The organism is Azospirillum melinis (assembly GCF_013340935.1).
In the GTDB taxonomy this organism is placed as follows: Bacteria; Pseudomonadota; Alphaproteobacteria; order Azospirillales; family Azospirillaceae; genus Azospirillum; species Azospirillum melinis.
In genome coordinates, this window is the sequence record NZ_WHOS01000020.1 from 92,009 (window position 1) to 111,978 (window position 19,970).

Genomic DNA, 19,970 nt, shown 5'->3' on the forward strand with positions numbered 1-19,970 from the left:
AGGCATCCGCCTCTGCGGGACAGGGTTACCGCCACCCGGTCACGGGGGAGCGCCGGTCAGCAGTGGCCGGCACCGGTGGCCATCAGCGCCTTCATGCGGAGCGCATGCGGGTCGTGGGCGACGGCGGCCTCTTCGGCCGCAAGGGCGGCGAGGCTGAGGAAGCGCACCAGATCGTCCAGATCGCATCGCGTGGCGTCGCTCATCAGGCTGTCGAGGCAGGACTTGATGGCCAGGGCCACGTCGCGTCGTTCGTCCATCATCGCGCTTCCCTTTCACACCTGTGTGACCAGCATCGCAATTGAACCGCATGGTTCGGCGGCGGCAGCGGCAGCATTGCCGGCCCCTTCCCTTGCGGTCATCCCCAATGGACAAACGAGATAGCATATTCCTTTTGGGTTTTCACTATTAGATTCTCCAAAACTTGAATAATCACAGCAACTGCGAATTGATTGCACGCCACTTTGCACGCGGTTGCTTGTTAATGAAAGGTTAACCTCCTTGACTAGTTCATGAGCTAAGCATTTATCTCTTGTAACACCTGTGACGATTTGAATCATCGTGCTTGAATATCGGGATACTCGTCCTTGCGTACTTGAATACACCGGTATTCTATTGCCAGGAGCAACAGGACGGCGGCGGTGTGGCAAAGGGTGTCGGGGACGCGTTTTTTCCCCGCTTTTGCAGGCCGAAAGGCGCGCCACCCTGTTGCAGCCCGAAACGGCTCCGCCTATATCTCCGCCAGCACGGGCCGGACCCGGGGGCATCGCTTTCATGTGTCGTCCCCGGACACCAGGACCCCAAGCGCTCCACCGACGTTTCACCGACCCTATGGGGATCGCGGCGGTGCCGGACCAGACGGGCCGCCACGCATCTGCCGAACGAAAGAGGCTGAACATGAGCAAAGTGATTGGTATCGACCTCGGCACCACGAACTCGTGCGTCGCCGTGATGGAAGGCGGCAGCGCCAAGGTGATCGAGAACGCCGAGGGCGCGCGGACGACGCCGTCCATGGTCGCCTTCAGCCAGGGCGGCGAGCGGCTGATCGGCCAGCCCGCCAAGCGCCAGGCGGTCACCAATCCGGAAAACACCCTCTTCGCCATCAAGCGTCTGATCGGCCGCCGCTTCGACGATCCGCTGACGAAGAAGGACCAGGGCCTGGTTCCCTACCGCATCATCTCCGGCGACAACGGCGACGCCTGGGTCGAGGCGCACGGCAAGAAGTACAGCCCCAGCCAGATCAGCGCCTTCATCCTCACCAAGATGAAGGAGACCGCCGAGAACTATCTGGGCGAGAAGGTCACGCAGGCGGTCATCACCGTCCCGGCCTACTTCAACGACAGCCAGCGCCAGGCCACCAAGGACGCCGGCAAGATCGCCGGGCTGGAAGTCCTGCGCATCATCAACGAGCCGACGGCCGCGGCACTGGCCTACGGCATGGAGAAGAAGGGGTCCGGCACCGTCGCGGTCTATGACCTGGGCGGCGGCACCTTCGACATCTCCGTGCTGGAGATCGGCGACGGCGTGTTCGAGGTGAAGTCGACCAACGGCGACACCTTCCTGGGCGGCGAGGACTTCGACAGCCGGATCATCGAGTATCTCGCGGACGAGTTCAGCAAGGAGCAGGGCATCGACCTGCGCAAGGACAAGCTCGCGCTGCAGCGCCTGAAGGAAGCTGCCGAGAAGGCGAAGATCGAGCTGTCGTCCACCACGCAGACCGAAGTCAACCTGCCCTTCATCACCGCCGACCAGACCGGTCCGAAGCACCTGAACATCAAGCTGACCCGCGCCAAGCTGGAAGCCCTGGTGGACGAGCTGGTGCAGCGCACGATCGAGCCCTGCAAGGCGGCCCTGAAGGACGCCGGCCTGAAGGCCAGCGAGATCGACGAGGTGATCCTGGTCGGCGGCATGACCCGCATGCCCAAGGTCATCGACGCGGTGAAGCAGTTCTTCGGCCGTGAGCCGCACCGCGGCGTCAACCCGGACGAGGTGGTCGCCATCGGCGCCGCCATCCAGGGCGGCGTGCTGAAGGGCGAGGTCAAGGACGTCCTGCTGCTCGACGTCACCCCGCTGTCGCTGGGCATCGAGACGCTGGGCGGTGTCTTCACCCGCCTGATCGACCGCAACACCACGGTGCCGACGAAGAAGAGCCAGACCTTCTCGACCGCCGAGGACAACCAGAACGCCGTCACCATCCGCGTCTTCCAGGGCGAGCGCGAGATGGCGGCCGACAACAAGATGCTGGGCCAGTTCGATCTGGTCGGCATCCCGCCGGCCCCGCGCGGCGTGCCGCAGGTCGAGGTGACCTTCGACATCGACGCCAACGGCATCGTCAGCGTCACGGCGAAGGACAAGGCGACCGGCAAGGAGCAGCAGATCCGCATCCAGGCCTCGGGCGGCCTGTCGGACGCCGACATCCAGAAGATGGTCAAGGACGCCGAGGCCCACTCGGCCGACGACAAGAAGCGCCGCGAGCTGGTCGACGCCCGCAACCATGCCGACGCCCTGATCCACACCACCGAGCGCACCATCAAGGAGAACGGCGACAAGATCCCGGCCTCCGACAAGACCGCCGCGGAGGCTGCCGTCGCCGAACTGAAGTCGGTGCTGGACAGCGAGGATCTGGACGGCATCAAGGCGAAGACCGAGGCCCTGGCCCAGGTTTCGATGAAGCTGGGCGAGGCGATGTACAAGGCCGGCCAGGGCGAGGCCCCGGCAGCGGGCGGCGAGGCGCCGGGCGCCCAGCCGAACGAGCCGGGCGTCGTCGACGCCGACTTCGAAGAGGTCCAGGACGACAAGAAGAAGTCGGCGTAAGCCCGACGCCAGCTTCTTTTTGATACGGACCTGACGCGAGCATCGATGGCCCGCCGCCTTTCCCCGGCGGCGGGCCTTCGGTATGCTGGGGTCAGGCTCCGACGCGACGCGGACAGTTTGGACCAGAACGACTCAAAGGCGGTCGGCCCCCATGGCGAAACAGGATTATTACGAGCTGCTCGGTGTGGCGAAGAACGCCAGCGCGGATGAGCTGAAAAAGGCTTATCGCAAGATGGCGATGCAGTACCACCCGGACCGCAACCAGGGTGACAAGGACGCCGAGCAGAAGTTCAAGGAAATCAGCGAGGCGTATGACGTCCTGAAGGACGATCAGAAGCGCGCGGCCTACGACCGGTTCGGCCACGCCGCCTTCGAGAATGGCCGTGGTCCGGGTCCCGGTGCGGGCGCCGGCGGCTTCAACTTCGACTTCGGCGGCGGCGGTGGCTTCGCCGACATCTTCGACGAGATGTTCGGCGAGTTCATGGGCGGGCGCCGCGGCGGCGGCGGCACGTCCGGCCGCGGCCAGGACCTGCGCTACAATCTGGAGATCGGGCTGGAGGACGCCTTCAAGGGCACCCAGACCACGATCCGCGTGCCCACCACCGTGCAGTGCGACAGCTGCAACGGTTCGGGTGCCGCGGCGGGAACCCAGCCGATCACCTGCCCGACCTGCCAGGGCCACGGCAAGGTGCGGGCGCAGCAGGGCTTCTTCACCATCGAGCGCACCTGCCCCGGCTGCCACGGCGCCGGCAAGGTCATCAAGGACGCCTGCAAGAACTGCGGCGGCTCCGGCCGGCTGCGCAAGGAGAAGACCCTTCAGGTCAACATCCCCGCCGGCGTCGAGGACGGCACCCGCATCCGCCTGGCCGGCGAGGGCGAGGCGGGCCTGCGCGGCGCTCCGGCCGGCGACCTCTACATCTTCCTGGCGCTCGCCCCGCACCCGATCTTCCAGCGCGACGGTGCCAACATCCACTGCCGCGTGCCGATCCCGATGACCACGGCGGCTCTCGGCGGGGCGGTGGAGGTGCCGACCATCGACGGCAGCCGCACCAAGGTGACGGTCCCGCCGGGCACCCAGTCGGGCCATCAGTTCCGCATCAAGGGCAAGGGCATGTCGGTGCTGCGCAGCGCCCAGCGCGGCGACATGTACATCCAGGCGGTGGTGGAAACCCCGGTGAACCTGACCAAGCGCCAGCAGGAACTGCTGCGCGAGTTCGAGGGCGCCGCCAAGGAAGGGTCGAACCCGCAGTCGGAAGGCTTCTTCGCCAAGGTGAAGGAGCTTTGGGAAGACCTGAAGGACTGATCCCGGCCATCGCCGGGGACAAATCGGACCTGTCCGGACGGGCGGCGCGTCGGTGATGCGCCGCCCGTTACTTTTTGTCGCATGCTGGATCTTTGCGTGTTTTCCACGGCTCCCGAGCGGTTTTTGCGCGAAAGCCGTTGAAGGGGCGGTCATGCACGTGTAATCACCCAGCATGGCTAATCCATTGGCGACATGTCCGGCCGGTGCCGGGGGCAGGCTGCCTCATGCGGGTTGAGAGGCTTCTCGCCGCGCTGGTCGACGCCTTCGTCCGCAGCGACGAACTGCCCGACCTGATCCTGCCGGCGGGCCACTCGCCGATCCTGCAACGCCGCCGCGCCGCGATGATCCAGTCGCGCGTCCGCATGGTGGCGCTGATCTTCGGCATCCTGACGCCGCTGTGGATCGCCATCGACGTCACCGTCTTCGAATGGTCGCTGGCGATCTGGCTGATCCTGCTGCGCCTGACCGCCAGCGCAGCCTTCCTGGCGCTCGCCTTCGACCGCCGGTCCTGCGAGGACATGACCTGCGCCTGGTGGCGGCTGGCGGCGCTGCTGGCGATCCCGACACTGTTCTTCGCCGTCTCGCACCCGCTCCTGTACAACCAGGGGGTGGACGACCTGCGCATTGCCGTCAGCGCCGGCTACGGCTATCTGCCCTTCGTGATGGTGGCGGGGCTCAGCGTCTTTCCGCTGACCGCGCTGGAGGGGGCGCTGTTCGCGGCACCGATGCTCGGCGCCCATCTGGCCGCCGGCTTCTACGGCTCGCTGGTGATGCCGTTCCCGTCCTACATCAGCGCGCTGTGGCTGCTGGCGCTGATCGCGGTGGTGGCGACGCTGGCGGCGATCAGCCAGCTGCATTTCATGATCGCGCTGCTGGAGCAGGCGGCGCACGACGCGCTGACCGGCGCCTTCTCCCGCCGGATCGGGGAGGAGTTGCTGAAACTCCAGGTCGCCCATGCCGAGCGGGCGGCACAGCCGCTGACGGCGATCTTCGTCGATCTCGACGACTTCAAGGCGGTCAACGACCGCTATGGCCATGAGGAGGGCGACCGCGTCCTGCGCCATGCCGCCAACACCATCCGCAGCCTGCTGCGCCAGTCCGACGCCCTGATCCGCTGGGGTGGCGAGGAGTTCCTGGTCGTCATGCCCGACACCCCGCTGGACGGCGCGATGATCGCGGTGGAACGCATGCGCCGCGCCGGCTTCGGCAAGCGGCCGGACGGCAGTTTGCAGACCGCCAGCATCGGCATCGCCGAACAGACGGCCGACCGTCCCGCCGATTGGGAAGCGCTGGTGGAACTGGCCGATCAGCGCATGTACCGCGCCAAGCAGGACGGCAAGGACCGGGTGGTCGTCACCGGCGCCGGCATCAAGCCCGACGCCGAGACCGATCCCTGGGACAGCATCACCGCCTAGGCGGCGCCGTCCAGCGGATAGTCCCGCAGCGCTTCATAGACCGCGCCGCCGTTGCCGGGATGGCTGCGGTAGAGGGTGACGCGTTCGACCGGCATCGGGCCGGCGCGGAACAGGCCGCGGTCGGACAGGAAACGGCCGATGCGGTCGGCCGGCGCATCCTTCAACCGGGCCAGCGTGATGTGGGGGGAGAATTTCCGCTCCTCCGCCGGCAGGCCGCAGCGGACGATGGCGGACTCGACCTTGGCCTGGAGATGGGCCAGCGCCTCGTTGCGCTCCACCCCGGCCCACAGCACCCGCGCCTTGCGGCCGGCGCCGAACACGCCGACCCCGTCGAAGGTGAGCGCGAAGGCCGGCGCCCGCAGCTCCGTCAGGGCGGCGTCGATGTCCATCGCCTGATCCTCCGGCACCTCGCCGATGAAGCGCAGGGTCAGGTGCATGGTCTCGGGTTCGGTCCAGCGCGCGCCGGGCACCCCGCCGGCCAGCCCGGCCAGCCGCCGGCGAACCTCCTCCGTCAGGTCGAGCGCGACGAACAGGCGGAGCATGGGGCACCTCCAGGCTTACAGGGCCGGTTGCTGCAACGGCCCGGCCCCTTTCCAGGAAAGGAGGCGGGCCATATGGCAGCTTACGGGCACGGATCCGGCATGCGGTTGTGCACGGCGTCGATCTCCGCCATCACCTCGGGCGACAGGGTCAGGTCGAGGGAGTCGATGTTGGAGATCAGCGTCTCCATCGTCGTGGCCCCGATCAGCGACGAGGTGACGAAGGGTTGCTGCAGCGTGAAGGCGATGGCCATCTGGTTGGGCGCCAGCCCATGGCGGCGGGCGATGTCCAGATAGGCTTCCGTCGCCGCGTCGGCATTGACCGTGTTGTAGCGCGACGGCCGGTGGTCGAGCGAGCGGCGGCTGCCCGGCGGGATGGCGCCATTCAGGTACTTGCCGGTCAGCGTGCCGGCGGCGAGCGGCGAATAGGCCAGCAGCCCGACATCCTCGCGCAGGGCCACCTCCGACAGGCCGTTCTCGAAGGTCCGGTTCAGCAGATTGTAGGCGTTCTGGATCGAGGCGACGCGCGGCAGGCCAGACAACTCCCCTGCCACCTCGGCGGCGCGCAGCCAGCGCATGACGCCCCACGGGCTTTCGTTCGACAGGCCGACATGGCGGATCTTGCCGGCCTGCACCAGTTCGGCCAGCGCCGCCAGCGTCTCCTCGATCGGCACGCCGTCCTGCTCCGGCTTGTGCTTGTAGGTGCGGACGCCGAAGCGGTTGGTGACGCGGTCGGGCCAATGGATCTGGTAGAGGTCGATGTAGTCGGTCTTCAGCCGCGACAGGCTGGCCTCCACCGCCGCGAAGAGGTTGGCGCGGTCGAGCCGCGACTTGCCCTCGCGTATCCAGCCGAAGCCCCCGGCCGGCAGGCCGATGATCTTGCTGGCGAGGATCACCTTGTCACGCTTGCCGCGCGACTGGAACCAGCTGCCGATCACCTCCTCGGTCTTGCCATAGGTGTCGGCGGTGGGCGGGATGGCGTACATCTCCGCCGTGTCCCAGAAATTGATGCCGCGGTCGAGCGCCGCGTCCATCTGGGCATGGCCTTCGGCCTCGGTGTTCTGGCGGCCCCAGGTCATGGTGCCCAGGCCGATGGCGCTGACCGACAGGCCGGTACGGCCAAGCGGACGATACTGCATCCGGAACGTTCCTTATTCGAAATGATCTTTACAGAAACAGCGTCAACACGCCGGTGTAGCCATAGAGCCGGTTGTGCGACACCTCGCCCGAGGCGAAAAAGCCGGTCAGCGGGATGTCGCCGAAGACCTCGCGGATCATCGACAGCTCGGCATTGGCGGCACCGAACAGGCTGGGGCCGCGGGCGATGCAGCTGACATACACCGCCCCCTTCGGCGTCGCCTTCACCCGTTTCTTGAGGCTGTCCAGCATCCGGCGCATGTCGACGGCGGCGGTCTCCGCGTCGCGGCGGGTGAACATCACCGTCTGGCCGGTGGTGACCCGTTCGGCGATGGAGAGCCAGCCGGCGCGCGGGTCGATGGCGATCAGGTCGCGCACCAGATAATCCTGGGTGTCGGAGCCGGCGATGGGCAGGCCGGCGCAGATCACCCCGGCCACCTGCCGCAGGTCGGCGGCAAGCTCCGGCCCGATGTCCTCCTTGAACACGTCGAGCGCCGGGCGGCCGTCGATCTCCAGGATCACATTGTCGTCGCTCGCGGTGACGGTGCGCGTCGGCCCGATGGGGCGGCAGCCCTGGGTCAGGGCGGTGGCGACCGGCAGCTGCGGGGCGAACAGCACGCCGGACACGCCGCCTTCGGTGACCGGGTCGGCATCCTCCGCCCCGGCGGCGATCTGCGGGAATTCCCCGCGCGAGGCGGTCAGGCCGCCGACCAGGAAGACGCCGGCCTCCTCCGACAGACGGGCCACCAGCCCGGCCATGTCGGCATGGTGCGGGTCGACATGGACCAGCGCCAGCGCCGCGCCATGCTTGTCCAGCCAGCCGCCGGCACTGCCGCGCAGCGGCTCCAGCCCGTCGGTCAGGGTGGGGAACAGGCGGAAGCTGTCCTCCGGCAGCCGGGCGGCCATGATCGCCAGACCCGGCTCGTCGAACAGGGCGGCGCCGTTCGCCATCACGCCGATGCCGGCGGTGCCGACCCAATGGCGGATGCCGGTGACGCCGCGCAGCAGGGTGACGATGCTGGTGGCGTGCTCCGCCAGCCCGTCGGTCAGGTAGAGGAAGCCCAGGTTGCAGCCGGCGACCGGTCCCAGCTGGTCAAGGCAGGCCTTGACCGTCGGCCCCCACTCCGCCCCGGCGGCGCAGGCGGCGGTAAAGCGGGTGTCGCTGTCCTGGGTCGCGGTCATGGGGGTCGCGGTCATGGGGGTCACGGTCATGGCGGCTCAGCCTCCGGTCTTTTGCGTAGTCTTGCCGATATTGGGGAGGCCGTCGAGAAGGGCGGTGACGGAGGGCAGGATGCGCTCCACAATCACCGCCACGCCCTGGGCGTTGGGGTGCAGCCCGTCCGGCTGGATCAGCGCCTGCTGCAACGCCACCCCGTCGAGGAAGAAGGGATAGAGCGGCACATCGTAGGTCTTCGCGAGATCCGGGTAGATGGCGTTGAAGCTGTCGGTGTAGGGCTTGCCCAGGCTGGGCGAGGCGAACATGCCGGCCAGCAGGGTCGGCACCTTGCGCTCCTTCAGCGTCTTCAGGATGGCGTCGAGGTTGGCCCTGGCCTGACCGGGATCGAGCCCGCGCAGCATGTCGTTGGCGCCCAACTCCACAATGGCGGCGTCCGGCTTGTCGGCCAGCGCCCAGTCCAGCCGCGCCCGCCCGCCGGCGGTGGTGTCGCCCGACACGCCGGCATTGACGACGGTGACGCTGTAGCCTTTCGCCGCCAGCGCCTTTTCCAGCTGGCGGGTGAAGCCCTGCGGTTCCGGCAAGCCGTAGCCGGCGGTCAGGCTGTCGCCCAGCGCCAGCAGCTTCACCGGCTGCGCGGCGTCTGCACGCGTCGGAACGGTCATCGGTGCCCCTGCGGCAAGAAGAAAGGCGAGCGCCACGCCAAGGGCGCCCGTGTTGAAAGCCCGGCGGGTCGTGCCATATGGCGATGGTCCATTCCGCTTGTGCGAGTGTCGCATGTCCAAGGCTCAGTCCCCTGCAACGTCGTCAAATTCCATCGCCCGCTCTTCAAACGAAATCATCGTTGAACTCGACGACGTCCACCTGAAATTGGACAGCGGCGCCGGACCCGTCAACATCCTGCGCGGCGTGAATCTTCAGGTGTCGGCCGGCGAGCGGGTCGGCGTCGTCGGCCCCAGCGGCTCCGGCAAGTCCACCATGATGATGGTGATGGCCGGGCTGGAGCGCCCCAGCGGCGGCATCGTCCGCGTCGCCGGCCAGGATCTCAGGAAGCTGGACGAGGACGGGCTGGCCCGCTTCCGCCGGCAGCATGTGGGGATCGTCTTCCAGGCTTTCCATCTGGTGCCGACCATGACGGCGCTGGAGAATGTCGCCATCCCGCTGGAATTCGCTCGCGTCGCCGACGCCTTCGACCGTGCCCGCGTCGGGCTGGAGCAGGTGGGCCTGGGCCACCGCATCCATCATTATCCCGGCCAGCTGTCGGGCGGCGAGCAGCAGCGCACGGCACTGGCCCGCGCCTTCGTCACCGAGCCGTCGCTGCTGCTGGCCGACGAGCCGACCGGCAACCTCGACATCGACACCGGCGCCACCATCGTCAAGCTGCTGTTCGATCTGGCCGAGCGGCGCGGCACGACGCTGGTGCTGATCACCCACGACCAGAGCCTCGCCGCGCGCTGCGACCGCACGGTGCGGCTGGCGGACGGGCGGATCGCCGACGACGGGCAGGCGGCCCGGCGCGCGAAGCTCCAGGCGGCGGGGGAGTGAGGGGGATGACCGACCTCCGCCTCGCGCTCCGGCTTGCCCGGCGGGAGCTGCGCACCGGCCTAAAAGGGTTCTGGGTCTTCCTCGCCTGCCTTGCCCTTGGCGTCGCCGCCATCGCCGCGGTGCAGTCGGTGTCGAGCGGGCTGCTCGACGGGCTGGCGAGCGACGGGCGCTCCATCCTCGGCGGCGACGTCGCGTTGCGGCAACTCTACAATCCGCCGGATGACGGGCAGATGGCCGCGCTGAAGGCCGGCGGCCGGGTGTCGACCTCCGCCGAAATGCGGGCGATGGCCCGTGCGGATGACGACGTCCGCTCCTCGCTGGTCGAGCTGAAGGCGGTCGACGACCTCTATCCGCTCTACGGCGCCGTGACGCTGGACGGCGGCGGCGACCTGCGCGACGCGCTGGCGCAGAAGGACGGCCGCTGGGGTGCTGTGGTCGAGGCCAGTCTGGTCGACCGGCTGGGCATCAAGCCCGGCGACACCATCCATGTCGGGGAGGGCGCCTACCGCGTCGCCGCCGTGCTGGACCGCGAGCCGGACCGCGCCTCCTCCAATGCCTTCTCGCTCGGGCCGCGGCTGCTGGTGGCGCTGCCGTCGCTGGCGAACACCGGGTTGCTGCAACCCGGCAGCCTCACCTGGTGGAGCGCCAAGGTGGCGCTGCCGCCGGAGACCGACCTCAAGGCATGGCAGGAGACCCTGCGCAGCCGTTTCCCCGACGCGCCGTGGCGGATGCGCGACTACACCAACGCCTCGCCGCAGATCGAGCGCTTCATCGACCGCATGACGCTGTTCCTGACGCTGGTCGGGCTGACCGCGCTGCTGGTCGGCGGCGTCGGGGTCGGCAATGCGGTGCGTAGCCATCTCGATTCGCGCGCCCGCACCATCGCCATGATGAAGTGCATCGGCGCACCCGGCGCCCTGGTCTTCCAGCTCTATCTGGCGCAGATCCTGGCGCTGGCCCTGCTGGGCATCGTCATCGGGCTGGCGCTGGGGGCCGTGGCGCCGCTGGCGCTGGGCCGGCTGCTCGACGGCGTGCTTCCGGTGTCGGCCCACATCGGCGTCTATCCCGGCGCCCTGGCGCTGGCCGCGCTCTATGGCGTGCTGACCGCGCTGACCTTCTCGCTGTGGCCGCTGGGCCGGGCGCGCGAGGTGCCGGCGGGCGCCCTGTTCCGCGACGTGATCGCGCCGGCCGGCGGACGGCCGCGCACGCCCTATACGGTCGCGATGATCGTGTCGGCCCTGGCGCTCGCCGGGCTGGCGGTGCTGACCGCCCACAACAGGATCTTCGCCCTGTGGTTCGTCGGCGGCTCCATCGCCACCTTCATCGCCTTCCGCGCCGCCGCCGCCCTGGTCACCTGGGGCGCGGCGAGGGTGGGGCGCGTGCGGCGTCCGGGGCTGCGGCTGGCGCTCGCCAACCTGCACCGGCCGGGCAACCCGACGGCGGCGGTGGTGCTGTCGCTGGGTCTCGGCCTGACGGTGCTGGTCGCCATCGCGCTGATCCAGGGCAACTTCTCCCGCCGGGTGTCGGAGACGATCCCGCAGGACGCCCCCGCCTTCTTCTTCGTCGATATCCAGCGCGACCAGTTCGATCCCCTGCGCGACCTCGTCACCGCCGTCCCCGGCGCCAGCGCCTTCGAGGCGGTGCCGAGCCTGCGCGGCCGGATCGAGCGGGTGAACGGAGAGGATGCCGAAAAGGCGCTGGTCAACCCGGAACAGGCCTGGATCCTGGCCGGCGACCGCGGCATCACCTATTCGGCGACGCTGCCGAAGCACTCCACCGTCACCGCCGGCAGCTGGTGGCCGACCGACTATGCCGGGCCGCCGCTGATCTCCATCCATCAGAGCGTCGCCGAGGCCTTCGGCATCGGTCCCGGCGCCACCATGATCGTCAACATCCTGGGCCGCAGCTTCGAGGCCAAGGTCGCCAACGTGCGCTCCGCCGATTTCAGCAGCATGGCGATCAACTTCACCATGGTCTTCGCCCCCGGCACGCTGGAAGGGGCGCCGCAGACCTGGGTCGCCACCGTCCGCGCCACGCCGGACGCCGAAACGCAGGTGCAGCGCACCGTCCTGCAACGCTTCCCCAACATCACCATGGTGCGGGTGAAGGACGCGCTCGACACGGTGGCGGAGATGCTGGGCCATATCGGCACCGCGGTGCGCATCGTCGCCGGCATCACGCTGGCCGCCGGGACGCTGGTGCTGGCCGGGGCGGTCGCCGCCGGCCACCGCCGCCGGGTCTACGACGCGGTGGTGCTGAAGGTGCTGGGTGCCACGCGCGGCGACGTGCTGCGTGCCTTCCTGCTGGAATACGGGCTGCTGGGACTGCTGACCGCGGTCATCGCCGGCATCATCGGCACGCTGACCGCCTGGGCGGTGCTGAAGTTCCTGATGCATTGGGAATGGAGCTTCCTGCCGTCGGCTGTCGTCACCACCGCTTTGCTGAGCACGGCGATCACGCTGGCTTTCGGGTTCTATGGTACTTGGCGGGCTTTGGGCCAGCCTTCGGCGCCATTGCTTCGGAACGAGTGACTCCTCTGTCATGAAGCCGCAGGAAAAACGAATCGTGAAAGCTTTTTCATCTGGAAAAAGCGCTGCCGATTCCTATTGAACCGCCTGACAGACTCGCCAATATGTCCTGCGACGGGATCACCCTATTCCACCGAGGAAACCAAACCATGGCAGACCCGACCTATAACCGCTTCGCGACCGCAGGCCGCGCGACAGATCGGGGATACTTCGACGAAGGCCTGCGCCAGCACATGCTGCGCGTCTACAACTACATGGGTGCCGGCCTGATCCTGACGGGTCTGGTCGCCGCACTCGTGTCGTCCAGCCCGGCCATGATGGCCACGATCTTCGGCACGCCGCTGAAGTGGGTGGTGATGCTGGCGCCGCTGGCCTTCGTCATGGTGCTGTCCTTCGGCATCCAGCGCCTGTCCTTCGCATCGGCACAGATGATCTTCTGGGCCTACTGCGGTGCCATGGGCCTGTCGATGTCGGCCATCTTCCTGGTCTTCACCGGGGCGTCGATCGCACTGACCTTCTTCGTCACCGCCGCGACCTTCCTGGCGATGAGCCTGTACGGCTACACCACGAAGGCCGACCTGTCGAAGATGGGCTCGTTCCTGATGATGGGCGTCATCGGCCTGGTGATCGCCGGCCTGGCGAACATCTTCTTCCAGTCGCCGGCCCTGCACTTCGCCATCTCCGCCATCGGCGTGCTGATCTTCACCGGCCTGACCGCCTACGACACCCAGGCGATCAAGGAAAGCTACGCCGAGGGCTACGATCACGAGAGCACCGGCAAGCTGGCCCTGATGGGCGCCCTGACGCTGTACCTGGACTTCATCAACCTGTTCCAGTTCCTGCTGCAGTTCCTGGGCCAGCGCAACAACGACTGAGCTTAAAGACATCTGAGCAGAAACGCCTGATCGGACAAGCATCGGATCACGCGCCAGCCGCCCGGAAGCACCCGCTTCCGGGCGGTTTTCTTTTGGGCCCGCTCAGGGCTCGACGGTCACCGGGTCGCCGACCTTGAGACCCAGCACTTGGTCGGCACGCCCGCGGTTGACGGCGATCTCGGCCAGCCCGTTGGAATTCTCGTACCACAGCGGCTGCCCCGGCCCGACGGCACCGAAGGTGCGGGCATGGGCGACGCGGGTTCCCCCTGCGGTCAGCACCGCATCGGCGGGCATGGCGGACGCCCGCAGGCCGGTCATGGCGTTGCCATAGACATCGACATAGACGATGCGCGGCAGTTCGTCCGGCCAGTTCGGACGGTCGATGGCGGCGGGATCGAGTAAGCTGCGCGCCACGGCCCGTCCGGTCGCAAGGCTGGCGGCGACGGGGGCGAACAGGTCGCGGCCGTGGAAGCTGGCGGACAGCCGATCCGGGATCCAGTCGATTTTCCAGGCGTTTAGCGATGTTGCGCGGCGGGCGGTCAGGGCGAACAGGCCGTTGTCGGGGCCGACGAACCAGCGACCGTCGACCTCCACCATCACCGGCCGCCTGTCGGTGCCGACGCCGGGATCGACGACGGAGAGAAAGATGCTGCCGACGGGGAAGGCCGGGGCATAGGCCGCCAGCAGATAGGCGGAGAGCTGCGGGTCGAAGGCGGGAGCGTCGGCGAACAGGTCGATGACCGGCACGCCGGGCGCCTGCTGCGCCAACACCGCCTTCATCTGGCCGGTGTAGGGACCGGAAAGCCCGAAATCGGTGAAGAGCAGGATCATCGGGGGCATGGAGGGCATGGGGGCAGTCTCACCAGTGCTGCGGTGGTCTCGGCCCCCATCCTACCCCCATGCCACCTCGCCCTCACACCGACTTGGTATCCAGCGCGTAGCCGGCCGACCGCACGGTGCGGATCAGGTCCAGCTCATCCTCTTCGTTCATCGCCTTGCGCAGGCGGCGGATGTGTACGTCGACCGTACGCGGCTCGACGTACACGTCATGGCCCCACACCAGATCGAGCAGCTGCTCGCGCGAGAACACCCGGCCGGCATGCTGCATGAAATGGCGCAGCAGGCGGAATTCGGTCGGGCCGAGATGTACGTCCCGGCCGTTGCGGCGGACGCGGTGGGCGGCCAGATCCATCGTGACGTCGGCGAAGGTCAGCACCTCGTCCGTCATGCCAGGGGAGGCACGGCGCAGCACGGCGCGCATGCGGGCGACCAGCTCGGTCGGCGAGAAGGGCTTGGTGATGTAATCGTCGGCGCCGGAATTCAGACCGCGCACCCGGTCGCCTTCCTCGCCGCGGGCGGTCAGCATGATAATCGGGATGTCGCGGGTCTTGGCGTTGCGGCGCAGTTGCCGGCAGACCTCTAGCCCGCTCATCAGCGGCAGCATCCAGTCCAGCAGCACGATGTGTGGCGTCTGTTCGCCGGCGGCTAGCAGGGCCTCCTCGCCGTCGCTGGCGGTGGCGACGCGGAAGCCTTCCTTTTCCAGGTTGTACTTCAGCAGCGTCAGGATGTCGGCCTCGTCCTCGACGATCAGGACGAGCGGCTTCAGGGCCGCATTCATGGTGGCTCCGTTCACAGCGCGCGTCTCGACGTTAACCGGCATGGCACAGCCTTTTCAACAAAGGAGGGAAGAGGGGCAGGCGTCTGGGAAGACAGGGGGCACAAAGGGTGGATCTCAGCCATAGCGGCCGGTGATGTAGCCTTGGGTGCGCTCGTCGCGCGGGTTGGTGAAGATTTCCTCGGTGTCGTCGCACTCCACCATTTCGCCCAGATGGAAGAAGGCGGTGCGCTGCGACACGCGGGCGGCCTGCTGCATGTTGTGGGTGACGATGACGATGGTGTAGTTGGCCCGCAGCTCGTCGATCAGCTCCTCGATGTGGGCGGTCGCGATGGGGTCGAGCGCCGAGCAGGGCTCGTCCATCAGGATCACCTCGGGGCTGACGGCGATGGCGCGGGCGATGCAAAGCCGCTGCTGCTGGCCGCCCGACAGGCTGGTGCCCGGTTCGCGCAGCCGGTCCTTGACCTCCGCCCATAGGCCAGCGCGCTTCAGCGAGGTCTGTACCACCTCGTCCAGCTCGTCCCGGCCGGAAGCCAGGCCATGGATGCGCGGGCCATAGGCGACGTTGTCGTAGATCGATTTCGGGAAGGGGTTCGGCTTCTGGAACACCATGCCGACGCGGGCGCGCAGCTGCACCGCATCGACCGCCTTGCCGTAGACGTCCTCGCCGTCGAGCGCGATCTGCCCTTCGACCCGGCAGCCCTCGATGGTGTCGTTCATCCGGTTCAGGCAGCGCAGGAAGGTCGACTTGCCGCAGCCGGACGGGCCGATCAGCGCCAGCACCCGGTTTTCCCGGATGTCGAGGTCGATGCCCTTCAACGCCTGCTTGGCGCCGTAGAACACCTTCACCCCGCGGGCGGTCATCTTGTTGGGCAGCACCGCGCCCGAGCGTTGACCGGGACGGTCGTCGGCGCGGGGCCGCAGCTTCAGCGGGCTCGGAATGCCGCTCTGGATGCTCATGGGGACGCTCACCACCGTCTCTCGAAAATCTTGCGCAGGATCACGGCCGCGCCGTTCAGCAGGATCAGGACGCCGAGCAGGATCAGGATCGCCACCGAGGTGCGCTCGGTGAAGGCACGCTCGGGGCTGTCGGCCCACATGTAGATCTGCACCGGCAGCACCGTGGCGCTGTCGGTCAGCCCATGGGGCACGTCGACGATGAAGGCGACCATGCCGATCATCAGCAGCGGCGCCGTCTCGCCCAGCGCGCGGGCCATGCCGATGATGGTGCCGGTCAGGATGCCAGGCATCGCCAGCGGCAGCACATGGTGCAGCACCGTCTGCAACGGCGAGGCGCCGATGCCCAGCGCCGCCTGGCGGATCGACGGCGGCACCGCCTTCAGCGCGACGCGGGACGCGATGATGATGACCGGCAGCGTCATCAGCGCCATCACCAGCCCGCCGACCAGCGGAGCCGAGCGCGGCATGCCGAAGAATCCCAGGAAAACGGCCAGGCCGAGCAGGCCGAAGATGATCGACGGCACCGCGGCGAGGTTGTTGATGTTCACCTCGATCAGGTCGGTCCAGCGGTTCTTCGGCGCGAACTCCTCCAGATAGACCGCGGCGGCGATGCCGGTCGGCACCGACAGCGCCATCGTCACCAGCAGAGTCAGCAGCGAGCCGGCGATGGCGCCGCCGATGCCGGCCTGTTCCGGCTCGCGGCTGTCGCCGGCGGTGAACAGGGTGGTGTTGAAGCCCTGCGCCAGCGCGCCGGAGGCCAGCAGCGCATCGGCAGCGGCGATCCTGGCGTCGCTGATCCCGCGCTCGCTTTCCGGCAGGTCGCGGCGGTAGGCGCCCTTCACCAGCTGGTCGATCTGGTCGTCGGCGCGGACCCAGACGGTCAGCGTCGTGCCGGCCAGCGCCGGATTCTTCGCCACCATCGCCTCCAGCTCGTAGGGTGCCCCCGACGACAGCAGGTCGTTCAGCACGCGTTTGCCGGCGCGGTCGGTCACCTGCGGGAACTGGGCGTAGAGCGCCCGGCGCAGCAAGGCGGTGTAGTTGCGGTCGGCAACCTCCGCCGGGTCGAGCGTCACCTCCAGCCGGATGCGCGCCTCCAGAAAGGCACTGGCACCCTTGGCGACGATGGAACCGAGCAGAAGCACCAGCATCAGCGCCGCCAGCGCCACCGCGGCCGCGCCGGCCAGCCGGAAGCGGCGCTCCGCCGCATGGCGGGCACGCAGGCGTCGGGCGAAAGCCTCGCTGCGCAGGCGCGACTTCGGCGAAGCCGATGGTGCAGGGGAGGGCGTCACGGCCGCCGCGTCCCGCTCGACGAGGTCAGTCATATTTTTCCCGATAGGTCCGGACCACCCGCAGGGCGACCATGTTGAGGCAGAGCGTGACGAGGAACAGCACGAGGCCGAGACCGAAGGCCGACAGCGTCTTCGGGCTGTCGAACTCCTGGTCGCCAACCAGCAGCGTGGCGATCTGGGTGGTGACGGTGGTGACCGCCTGCAACGGGTTGGCGGTCATGTTGGCGGTCAGGCCCGACGCCATGGTGACGATCATCGTCTCGCCGATGGCGCGGCTGACCGCCAGCATCACCGCGGCGACGATGCCCGGCAGCGCCGCCGGCAGGACCACCTGCTTGATGGTTTCCGACTTGGTGGCGCCGAGGCCGTAGGAGCCGTCGCGCAAGGATTGCGGCACCGCGTTGATGACGTCGTCCGACAGCGAGCTGACGAAGGGGATGATCATCACCCCCATGACGATGCCGGCGGCCAACGCAGATTCCGAACTGACGTCCAGCCCAACCGCCTCGCCGACCGAGCGCACGAAGGGCGCCATCGTCAGCGCGGCAAAGAAGCCATAGACCACCGTCGGGATGCCGGCCAGGATCTCCAGCGCCGGCTTCAGCCAGGTGCGCACGCCGCGACCGGCATATTCCGACATGTAGATCGCCGCCATCAGCCCGACCGGCACCGCCACTGCCATGGCGATGACGGTGATCAGCAGCGTGCCGGCGAACAGCGGGATCGCGCCGAAGGAGCCGCTGGAGCCGACCTGATCGGCCCGCATCGCCATCTGCGGGCTCCAATGGGTGCCGAACAGGAAGTCGAGCGGCGAGACGACGCTGAAGAAGCGCAGCGCCTCGAACAGCAGCGACAGCACGATGCCGACCGTGGTCAGGATGGCGACCAGCGAGCAGACGACCAGTGCCACCCGCACCACCCGCTCCACCGCCGGGCGGGCGCGCAGGTCGGGGCCGATGCGGTGACGGCCCCAGGCAAGCCCGGCAACGGCGAGGCTGGCGCCGACCGCCAGCAGGCTCCAGCCGGCGAGGTCGCGCAGGGCGGCATAGCGGCGCGCCGCCCCGACCACCAGCGGATCGGCCTCGCGCCCGGTCGAAATGCCGCGGGCGAGGTTGAGGATGTCGGCCTTCAGCAGGGCGACCGACTGGCCGTCACCGGTGGTCAGCCGCTCGGGCAAGGCCGACAGCACCAGCTGCATGGCGAGCCAGCCTTCCGACGCCGTCCAGGCGACGAACAGCAGCAGCGCCGGCAGCCCGGCCCACAGCGCGACATAGACGCCGTGATAGGACGGGACCGAATGCAGCTCCGCCACTCGGCCGCCGACGGACGCCGCCGCCCGCGACCGGCCGATCATGAAGCCGATCACGGTGAGCAGGGCCAGGATCAGGGCGAGGAGGGTCAGCTGCATGCGGGTCGCTCAAGAGGAGAAGTTGGTCAGAACTGGAGCGGTGTCAGGTTGACCGCCTCGACACGAGCCGCGTCGCGCAGAGCCTTCGGTTCCGGGATCAGGCCCTTGTCGACCAGATAGCCGTCGTCGCCCATCGCCCGTTCCGACGTGTATTCGCCGATGAACTCGCGGATGCCGGGGATGACGCCGGCATGGGCGTTCTTGACATAGATGTAGAGCGGGCGGGCCAACTCGTACTTGCCGGCGGCCACCGTCTCCGCCGTCAGCTCCACCCCGTCCATCTTCGCCGACTGCAAGGTGTCGCGGTTCTGGTCGAGGTAGCTGTAGCCGAAGACGCCGAAGGCATTGGGATTGGCGAGCAGCTTCTGGACGATCAGGTTGTCGTTCTCGCCGGCCTCGACATAGGCGCCGTCCTCGCGGATGGTCATGCAGGCGCGCTCGCGCGCCTTTTCGTCGGGGACGGCCTTGGCGACCTCGGCCAGCTTCTTGCAGCCTTCCAGCATCGCCAGCTCGTTGAAGGTGTCGCGCGTCCCGGAGGTGGGCGGCGGACCCAGCACCTCGATGGCCGCCTTGGGCAGCGATGGGTCGATGTCGGACCACAGCTTGTAAGGATTGGCGACCAGGGCGCCGTTCACCGGCACCTCCTTCGCCAGCGCCTTCCACAGGAGGACGGTGGACAGCGACACCGTCGCCGCCTTCCGGGAGGAAGCCAGCGCGATGCCGTCATAACCGATCTTCAGCTCGGTCATCGTGGTGACGCCATTGGCGGCGCACTGGTCGACCTCCGACTTCTTGATCCGGCGCGAGGCGTTGGCGATGTCGGGATGGGCCGGGCCGACACCGGCGCAGAACAGTTTCAGCCCGCCGCCGGTCCCGGTCGATTCGACCACCGGGGTCTTGAACTTGCCGGTCTTGCCGAAGGCCTCCGCCACCGCGGTGGTGAAGGGGAAGACGGTGGAGGAGCCGACCGCGCGGATCTGGTCGCGCGATTGCGCCCAGGCCGGGGCGGTGAAACCCAGAGCCAAGCCCAAAGCGGTCGCGGCGATAACATGGGTCCGGGTGGTCACGGGTGCCCTCCTCGATCAAACGGAGACTGGTCCAGCGGAATGGCGCGGACCATAGACCCGGAGGGCGACCGATTGATTACGTTTTTATGACGCTTTCATGACAGCGTCACAGAGCACCCGAGCTCTCTCACATCCCGCCCAATCCCCTCTCCCCCCCGGGGAGAGGGTTAGGGTGAGTGGGGAGCGCGGCGGCCGCCTTGGGAACCCGACGCCGCGTTTCCCTCCCCCCCCCCCCCCCCCCCCCGCGCGGTGCGGGGGGGACACAGCGCCCCCCCCCCCCCCCCGCCCCCCCGCCGTACACGCC

The 19,970-nt window shown here is 68.2% G+C and carries 18 protein-coding genes; 6 read left to right on the forward strand and 12 right to left on the reverse strand.

The genetic code is table 11. The features are described from left to right. Positions 1 to 56: 56 nt before the first annotated feature. Positions 57 to 260, reverse strand: coding sequence for a hypothetical protein (locus GBZ48_RS16930; protein WP_098740861.1), 204 nt, complete (start codon positions 258 to 260; stop codon positions 57 to 59). Positions 261 to 272: 12 nt separating this feature from the next. Then, positions 273 to 557 carry a hypothetical protein gene (locus tag GBZ48_RS16935; protein ID WP_174472063.1) on the reverse strand — a complete coding sequence of 95 codons (285 nt, stop codon included), beginning with the start codon at positions 555 to 557 and terminating at the stop codon, positions 273 to 275. Positions 558 to 894: 337 nt separating this feature from the next. On the opposite strand from GBZ48_RS16935, the gene dnaK reads away from it, so the two are divergent. The 3 genes from dnaK to GBZ48_RS16950 all read left to right on the forward strand — a co-directional run bounded on the left by dnaK (position 895) and on the right by GBZ48_RS16950 (position 5,529). Next, a complete protein-coding gene (gene dnaK / locus GBZ48_RS16940) occupies positions 895 to 2,811 on the forward strand; it encodes a molecular chaperone DnaK (RefSeq protein ID WP_174472064.1) in 1,917 nt (638 codons plus the stop codon). Positions 2,812 to 2,962: 151 nt separating this feature from the next. Further along, positions 2,963 to 4,114, forward strand: coding sequence for a molecular chaperone DnaJ (gene dnaJ / locus GBZ48_RS16945; RefSeq protein ID WP_174472065.1), 1,152 nt, complete (start codon positions 2,963 to 2,965; stop codon positions 4,112 to 4,114). A gap of 224 nt (positions 4,115 to 4,338) precedes the next feature. Further along, positions 4,339 to 5,529 carry a GGDEF domain-containing protein gene (locus GBZ48_RS16950; protein WP_246307251.1) on the forward strand — a complete coding sequence of 397 codons (1,191 nt, stop codon included), beginning with the start codon at positions 4,339 to 4,341 and terminating at the stop codon, positions 5,527 to 5,529. Here the strand turns inward: GBZ48_RS16950 and thpR are convergent. From thpR to GBZ48_RS16970, 4 genes are all read right to left on the reverse strand, one after another. Then, positions 5,526 to 6,071: an RNA 2',3'-cyclic phosphodiesterase gene (gene thpR, locus GBZ48_RS16955; RefSeq protein ID WP_174472066.1), complete on the reverse strand. Its 546-nt coding sequence runs from the start codon at positions 6,069 to 6,071 to the stop codon at positions 5,526 to 5,528. The two genes, GBZ48_RS16950 and thpR, sit on opposite strands and share 4 nt — an antisense overlap. Before the next feature lie 80 nt (positions 6,072 to 6,151). After that, a complete protein-coding gene (locus tag GBZ48_RS16960; RefSeq protein ID WP_174472067.1) occupies positions 6,152 to 7,207 on the reverse strand; it encodes an NADP(H)-dependent aldo-keto reductase in 1,056 nt (351 codons plus the stop codon). Between the two features lie 28 nt (positions 7,208 to 7,235). After that, a complete protein-coding gene (locus GBZ48_RS16965) occupies positions 7,236 to 8,417 on the reverse strand; it encodes an FIST signal transduction protein (RefSeq protein WP_246307252.1) in 1,182 nt (393 codons plus the stop codon). Positions 8,418 to 8,423: 6 nt separating this feature from the next. Then, complete coding sequence (locus GBZ48_RS16970; protein ID WP_174472068.1) at positions 8,424 to 9,044, reverse strand: arylesterase; 621 nt, start codon at positions 9,042 to 9,044, stop codon at positions 8,424 to 8,426. A gap of 112 nt (positions 9,045 to 9,156) precedes the next feature. Between GBZ48_RS16970 and GBZ48_RS16975 the strand changes: the two genes are divergently transcribed. From GBZ48_RS16975 to GBZ48_RS16985, 3 genes are all read left to right on the forward strand, one after another. Next, the gene (locus GBZ48_RS16975) at positions 9,157 to 9,924 is read left to right on the forward strand and encodes an ABC transporter ATP-binding protein (RefSeq protein WP_174472069.1); all 768 of its coding nucleotides are present in this window, start codon (positions 9,157 to 9,159) and stop codon (positions 9,922 to 9,924) included. A 5-nt stretch (positions 9,925 to 9,929) separates the two neighbouring features. Further along, positions 9,930 to 12,455, forward strand: a complete 2,526-nt coding sequence (locus GBZ48_RS16980; protein WP_174472070.1) for an ABC transporter permease — start codon at positions 9,930 to 9,932, stop codon at positions 12,453 to 12,455. 146 nt (positions 12,456 to 12,601) lie between these two features. Then, a complete protein-coding gene (locus GBZ48_RS16985; protein ID WP_063635611.1) occupies positions 12,602 to 13,327 on the forward strand; it encodes a Bax inhibitor-1/YccA family protein in 726 nt (241 codons plus the stop codon). A 102-nt stretch (positions 13,328 to 13,429) separates the two neighbouring features. Here the strand turns inward: GBZ48_RS16985 and GBZ48_RS16990 are convergent, their stop codons facing one another. From GBZ48_RS16990 to GBZ48_RS17015, 6 genes are all read right to left on the reverse strand, one after another. After that, a complete protein-coding gene (locus GBZ48_RS16990) occupies positions 13,430 to 14,158 on the reverse strand; it encodes an SAM hydrolase/SAM-dependent halogenase family protein (RefSeq protein WP_174472085.1) in 729 nt (242 codons plus the stop codon). Positions 14,159 to 14,240: 82 nt separating this feature from the next. Continuing rightward, entirely contained in the window at positions 14,241 to 14,945 is a 705-nt protein-coding gene (phoB, locus tag GBZ48_RS16995; protein WP_109452346.1) for a phosphate regulon transcriptional regulator PhoB, read from the reverse strand. A 114-nt stretch (positions 14,946 to 15,059) separates the two neighbouring features. Further along, positions 15,060 to 15,806 carry a phosphate ABC transporter ATP-binding protein PstB gene (gene pstB, locus GBZ48_RS17000; RefSeq protein ID WP_209798239.1) on the reverse strand — a complete coding sequence of 249 codons (747 nt, stop codon included), beginning with the start codon at positions 15,804 to 15,806 and terminating at the stop codon, positions 15,060 to 15,062. A gap of 104 nt (positions 15,807 to 15,910) precedes the next feature. Further along, complete coding sequence (gene pstA / locus GBZ48_RS17005; RefSeq protein ID WP_174472072.1) at positions 15,911 to 17,224, reverse strand: phosphate ABC transporter permease PstA; 1,314 nt, start codon at positions 17,222 to 17,224, stop codon at positions 15,911 to 15,913. Continuing rightward, complete coding sequence (pstC, locus tag GBZ48_RS17010) at positions 17,217 to 18,599, reverse strand: phosphate ABC transporter permease subunit PstC (protein ID WP_174472073.1); 1,383 nt, start codon at positions 18,597 to 18,599, stop codon at positions 17,217 to 17,219. Before pstC ends, pstA begins: the two co-directional genes overlap by 8 nt. A gap of 26 nt (positions 18,600 to 18,625) precedes the next feature. Continuing rightward, positions 18,626 to 19,666 carry a substrate-binding domain-containing protein gene (locus GBZ48_RS17015; RefSeq protein WP_174472074.1) on the reverse strand — a complete coding sequence of 347 codons (1,041 nt, stop codon included), beginning with the start codon at positions 19,664 to 19,666 and terminating at the stop codon, positions 18,626 to 18,628. Positions 19,667 to 19,970: the final 304 nt, after the last annotated feature.

Coding starts and splice junctions, on each gene's coding strand:
- GBZ48_RS16950 (WP_246307251.1), top strand. CDS start 4,339: ATGCGGGTTGAGAGGCTTCTCGCCGCGCTGGTCGACGCCTTCGTCCGC.
- pstB (WP_209798239.1), bottom strand. CDS start 15,806: ATGACCGCCCGCGGGGTGAAGGTGTTCTACGGCGCCAAGCAGGCGTTG.
- thpR (WP_174472066.1), bottom strand. CDS start 6,071: ATGCTCCGCCTGTTCGTCGCGCTCGACCTGACGGAGGAGGTTCGCCGG.
- GBZ48_RS16930 (WP_098740861.1), bottom strand. CDS start 260: ATGATGGACGAACGACGCGACGTGGCCCTGGCCATCAAGTCCTGCCTC.
- GBZ48_RS16965 (WP_246307252.1), bottom strand. CDS start 8,417: ATGACCGTGACCCCCATGACCGCGACCCCCATGACCGCGACCCAGGAC.
- dnaJ (WP_174472065.1), top strand. CDS start 2,963: ATGGCGAAACAGGATTATTACGAGCTGCTCGGTGTGGCGAAGAACGCC.
- GBZ48_RS16960 (WP_174472067.1), bottom strand. CDS start 7,207: ATGCAGTATCGTCCGCTTGGCCGTACCGGCCTGTCGGTCAGCGCCATC.
- GBZ48_RS16970 (WP_174472068.1), bottom strand. CDS start 9,044: ATGACCGTTCCGACGCGTGCAGACGCCGCGCAGCCGGTGAAGCTGCTG.
- phoB (WP_109452346.1), bottom strand. CDS start 14,945: ATGAATGCGGCCCTGAAGCCGCTCGTCCTGATCGTCGAGGACGAGGCC.
- pstC (WP_174472073.1), bottom strand. CDS start 18,599: ATGCAGCTGACCCTCCTCGCCCTGATCCTGGCCCTGCTCACCGTGATC.
- pstA (WP_174472072.1), bottom strand. CDS start 17,224: ATGACTGACCTCGTCGAGCGGGACGCGGCGGCCGTGACGCCCTCCCCT.
- GBZ48_RS16975 (WP_174472069.1), top strand. CDS start 9,157: ATGTCCAAGGCTCAGTCCCCTGCAACGTCGTCAAATTCCATCGCCCGC.
- GBZ48_RS16935 (WP_174472063.1), bottom strand. CDS start 557: ATGATTCAAATCGTCACAGGTGTTACAAGAGATAAATGCTTAGCTCAT.
- dnaK (WP_174472064.1), top strand. CDS start 895: ATGAGCAAAGTGATTGGTATCGACCTCGGCACCACGAACTCGTGCGTC.
- GBZ48_RS16990 (WP_174472085.1), bottom strand. CDS start 14,158: ATGATCCTGCTCTTCACCGATTTCGGGCTTTCCGGTCCCTACACCGGC.
- GBZ48_RS16980 (WP_174472070.1), top strand. CDS start 9,930: ATGACCGACCTCCGCCTCGCGCTCCGGCTTGCCCGGCGGGAGCTGCGC.
- GBZ48_RS16985 (WP_063635611.1), top strand. CDS start 12,602: ATGGCAGACCCGACCTATAACCGCTTCGCGACCGCAGGCCGCGCGACA.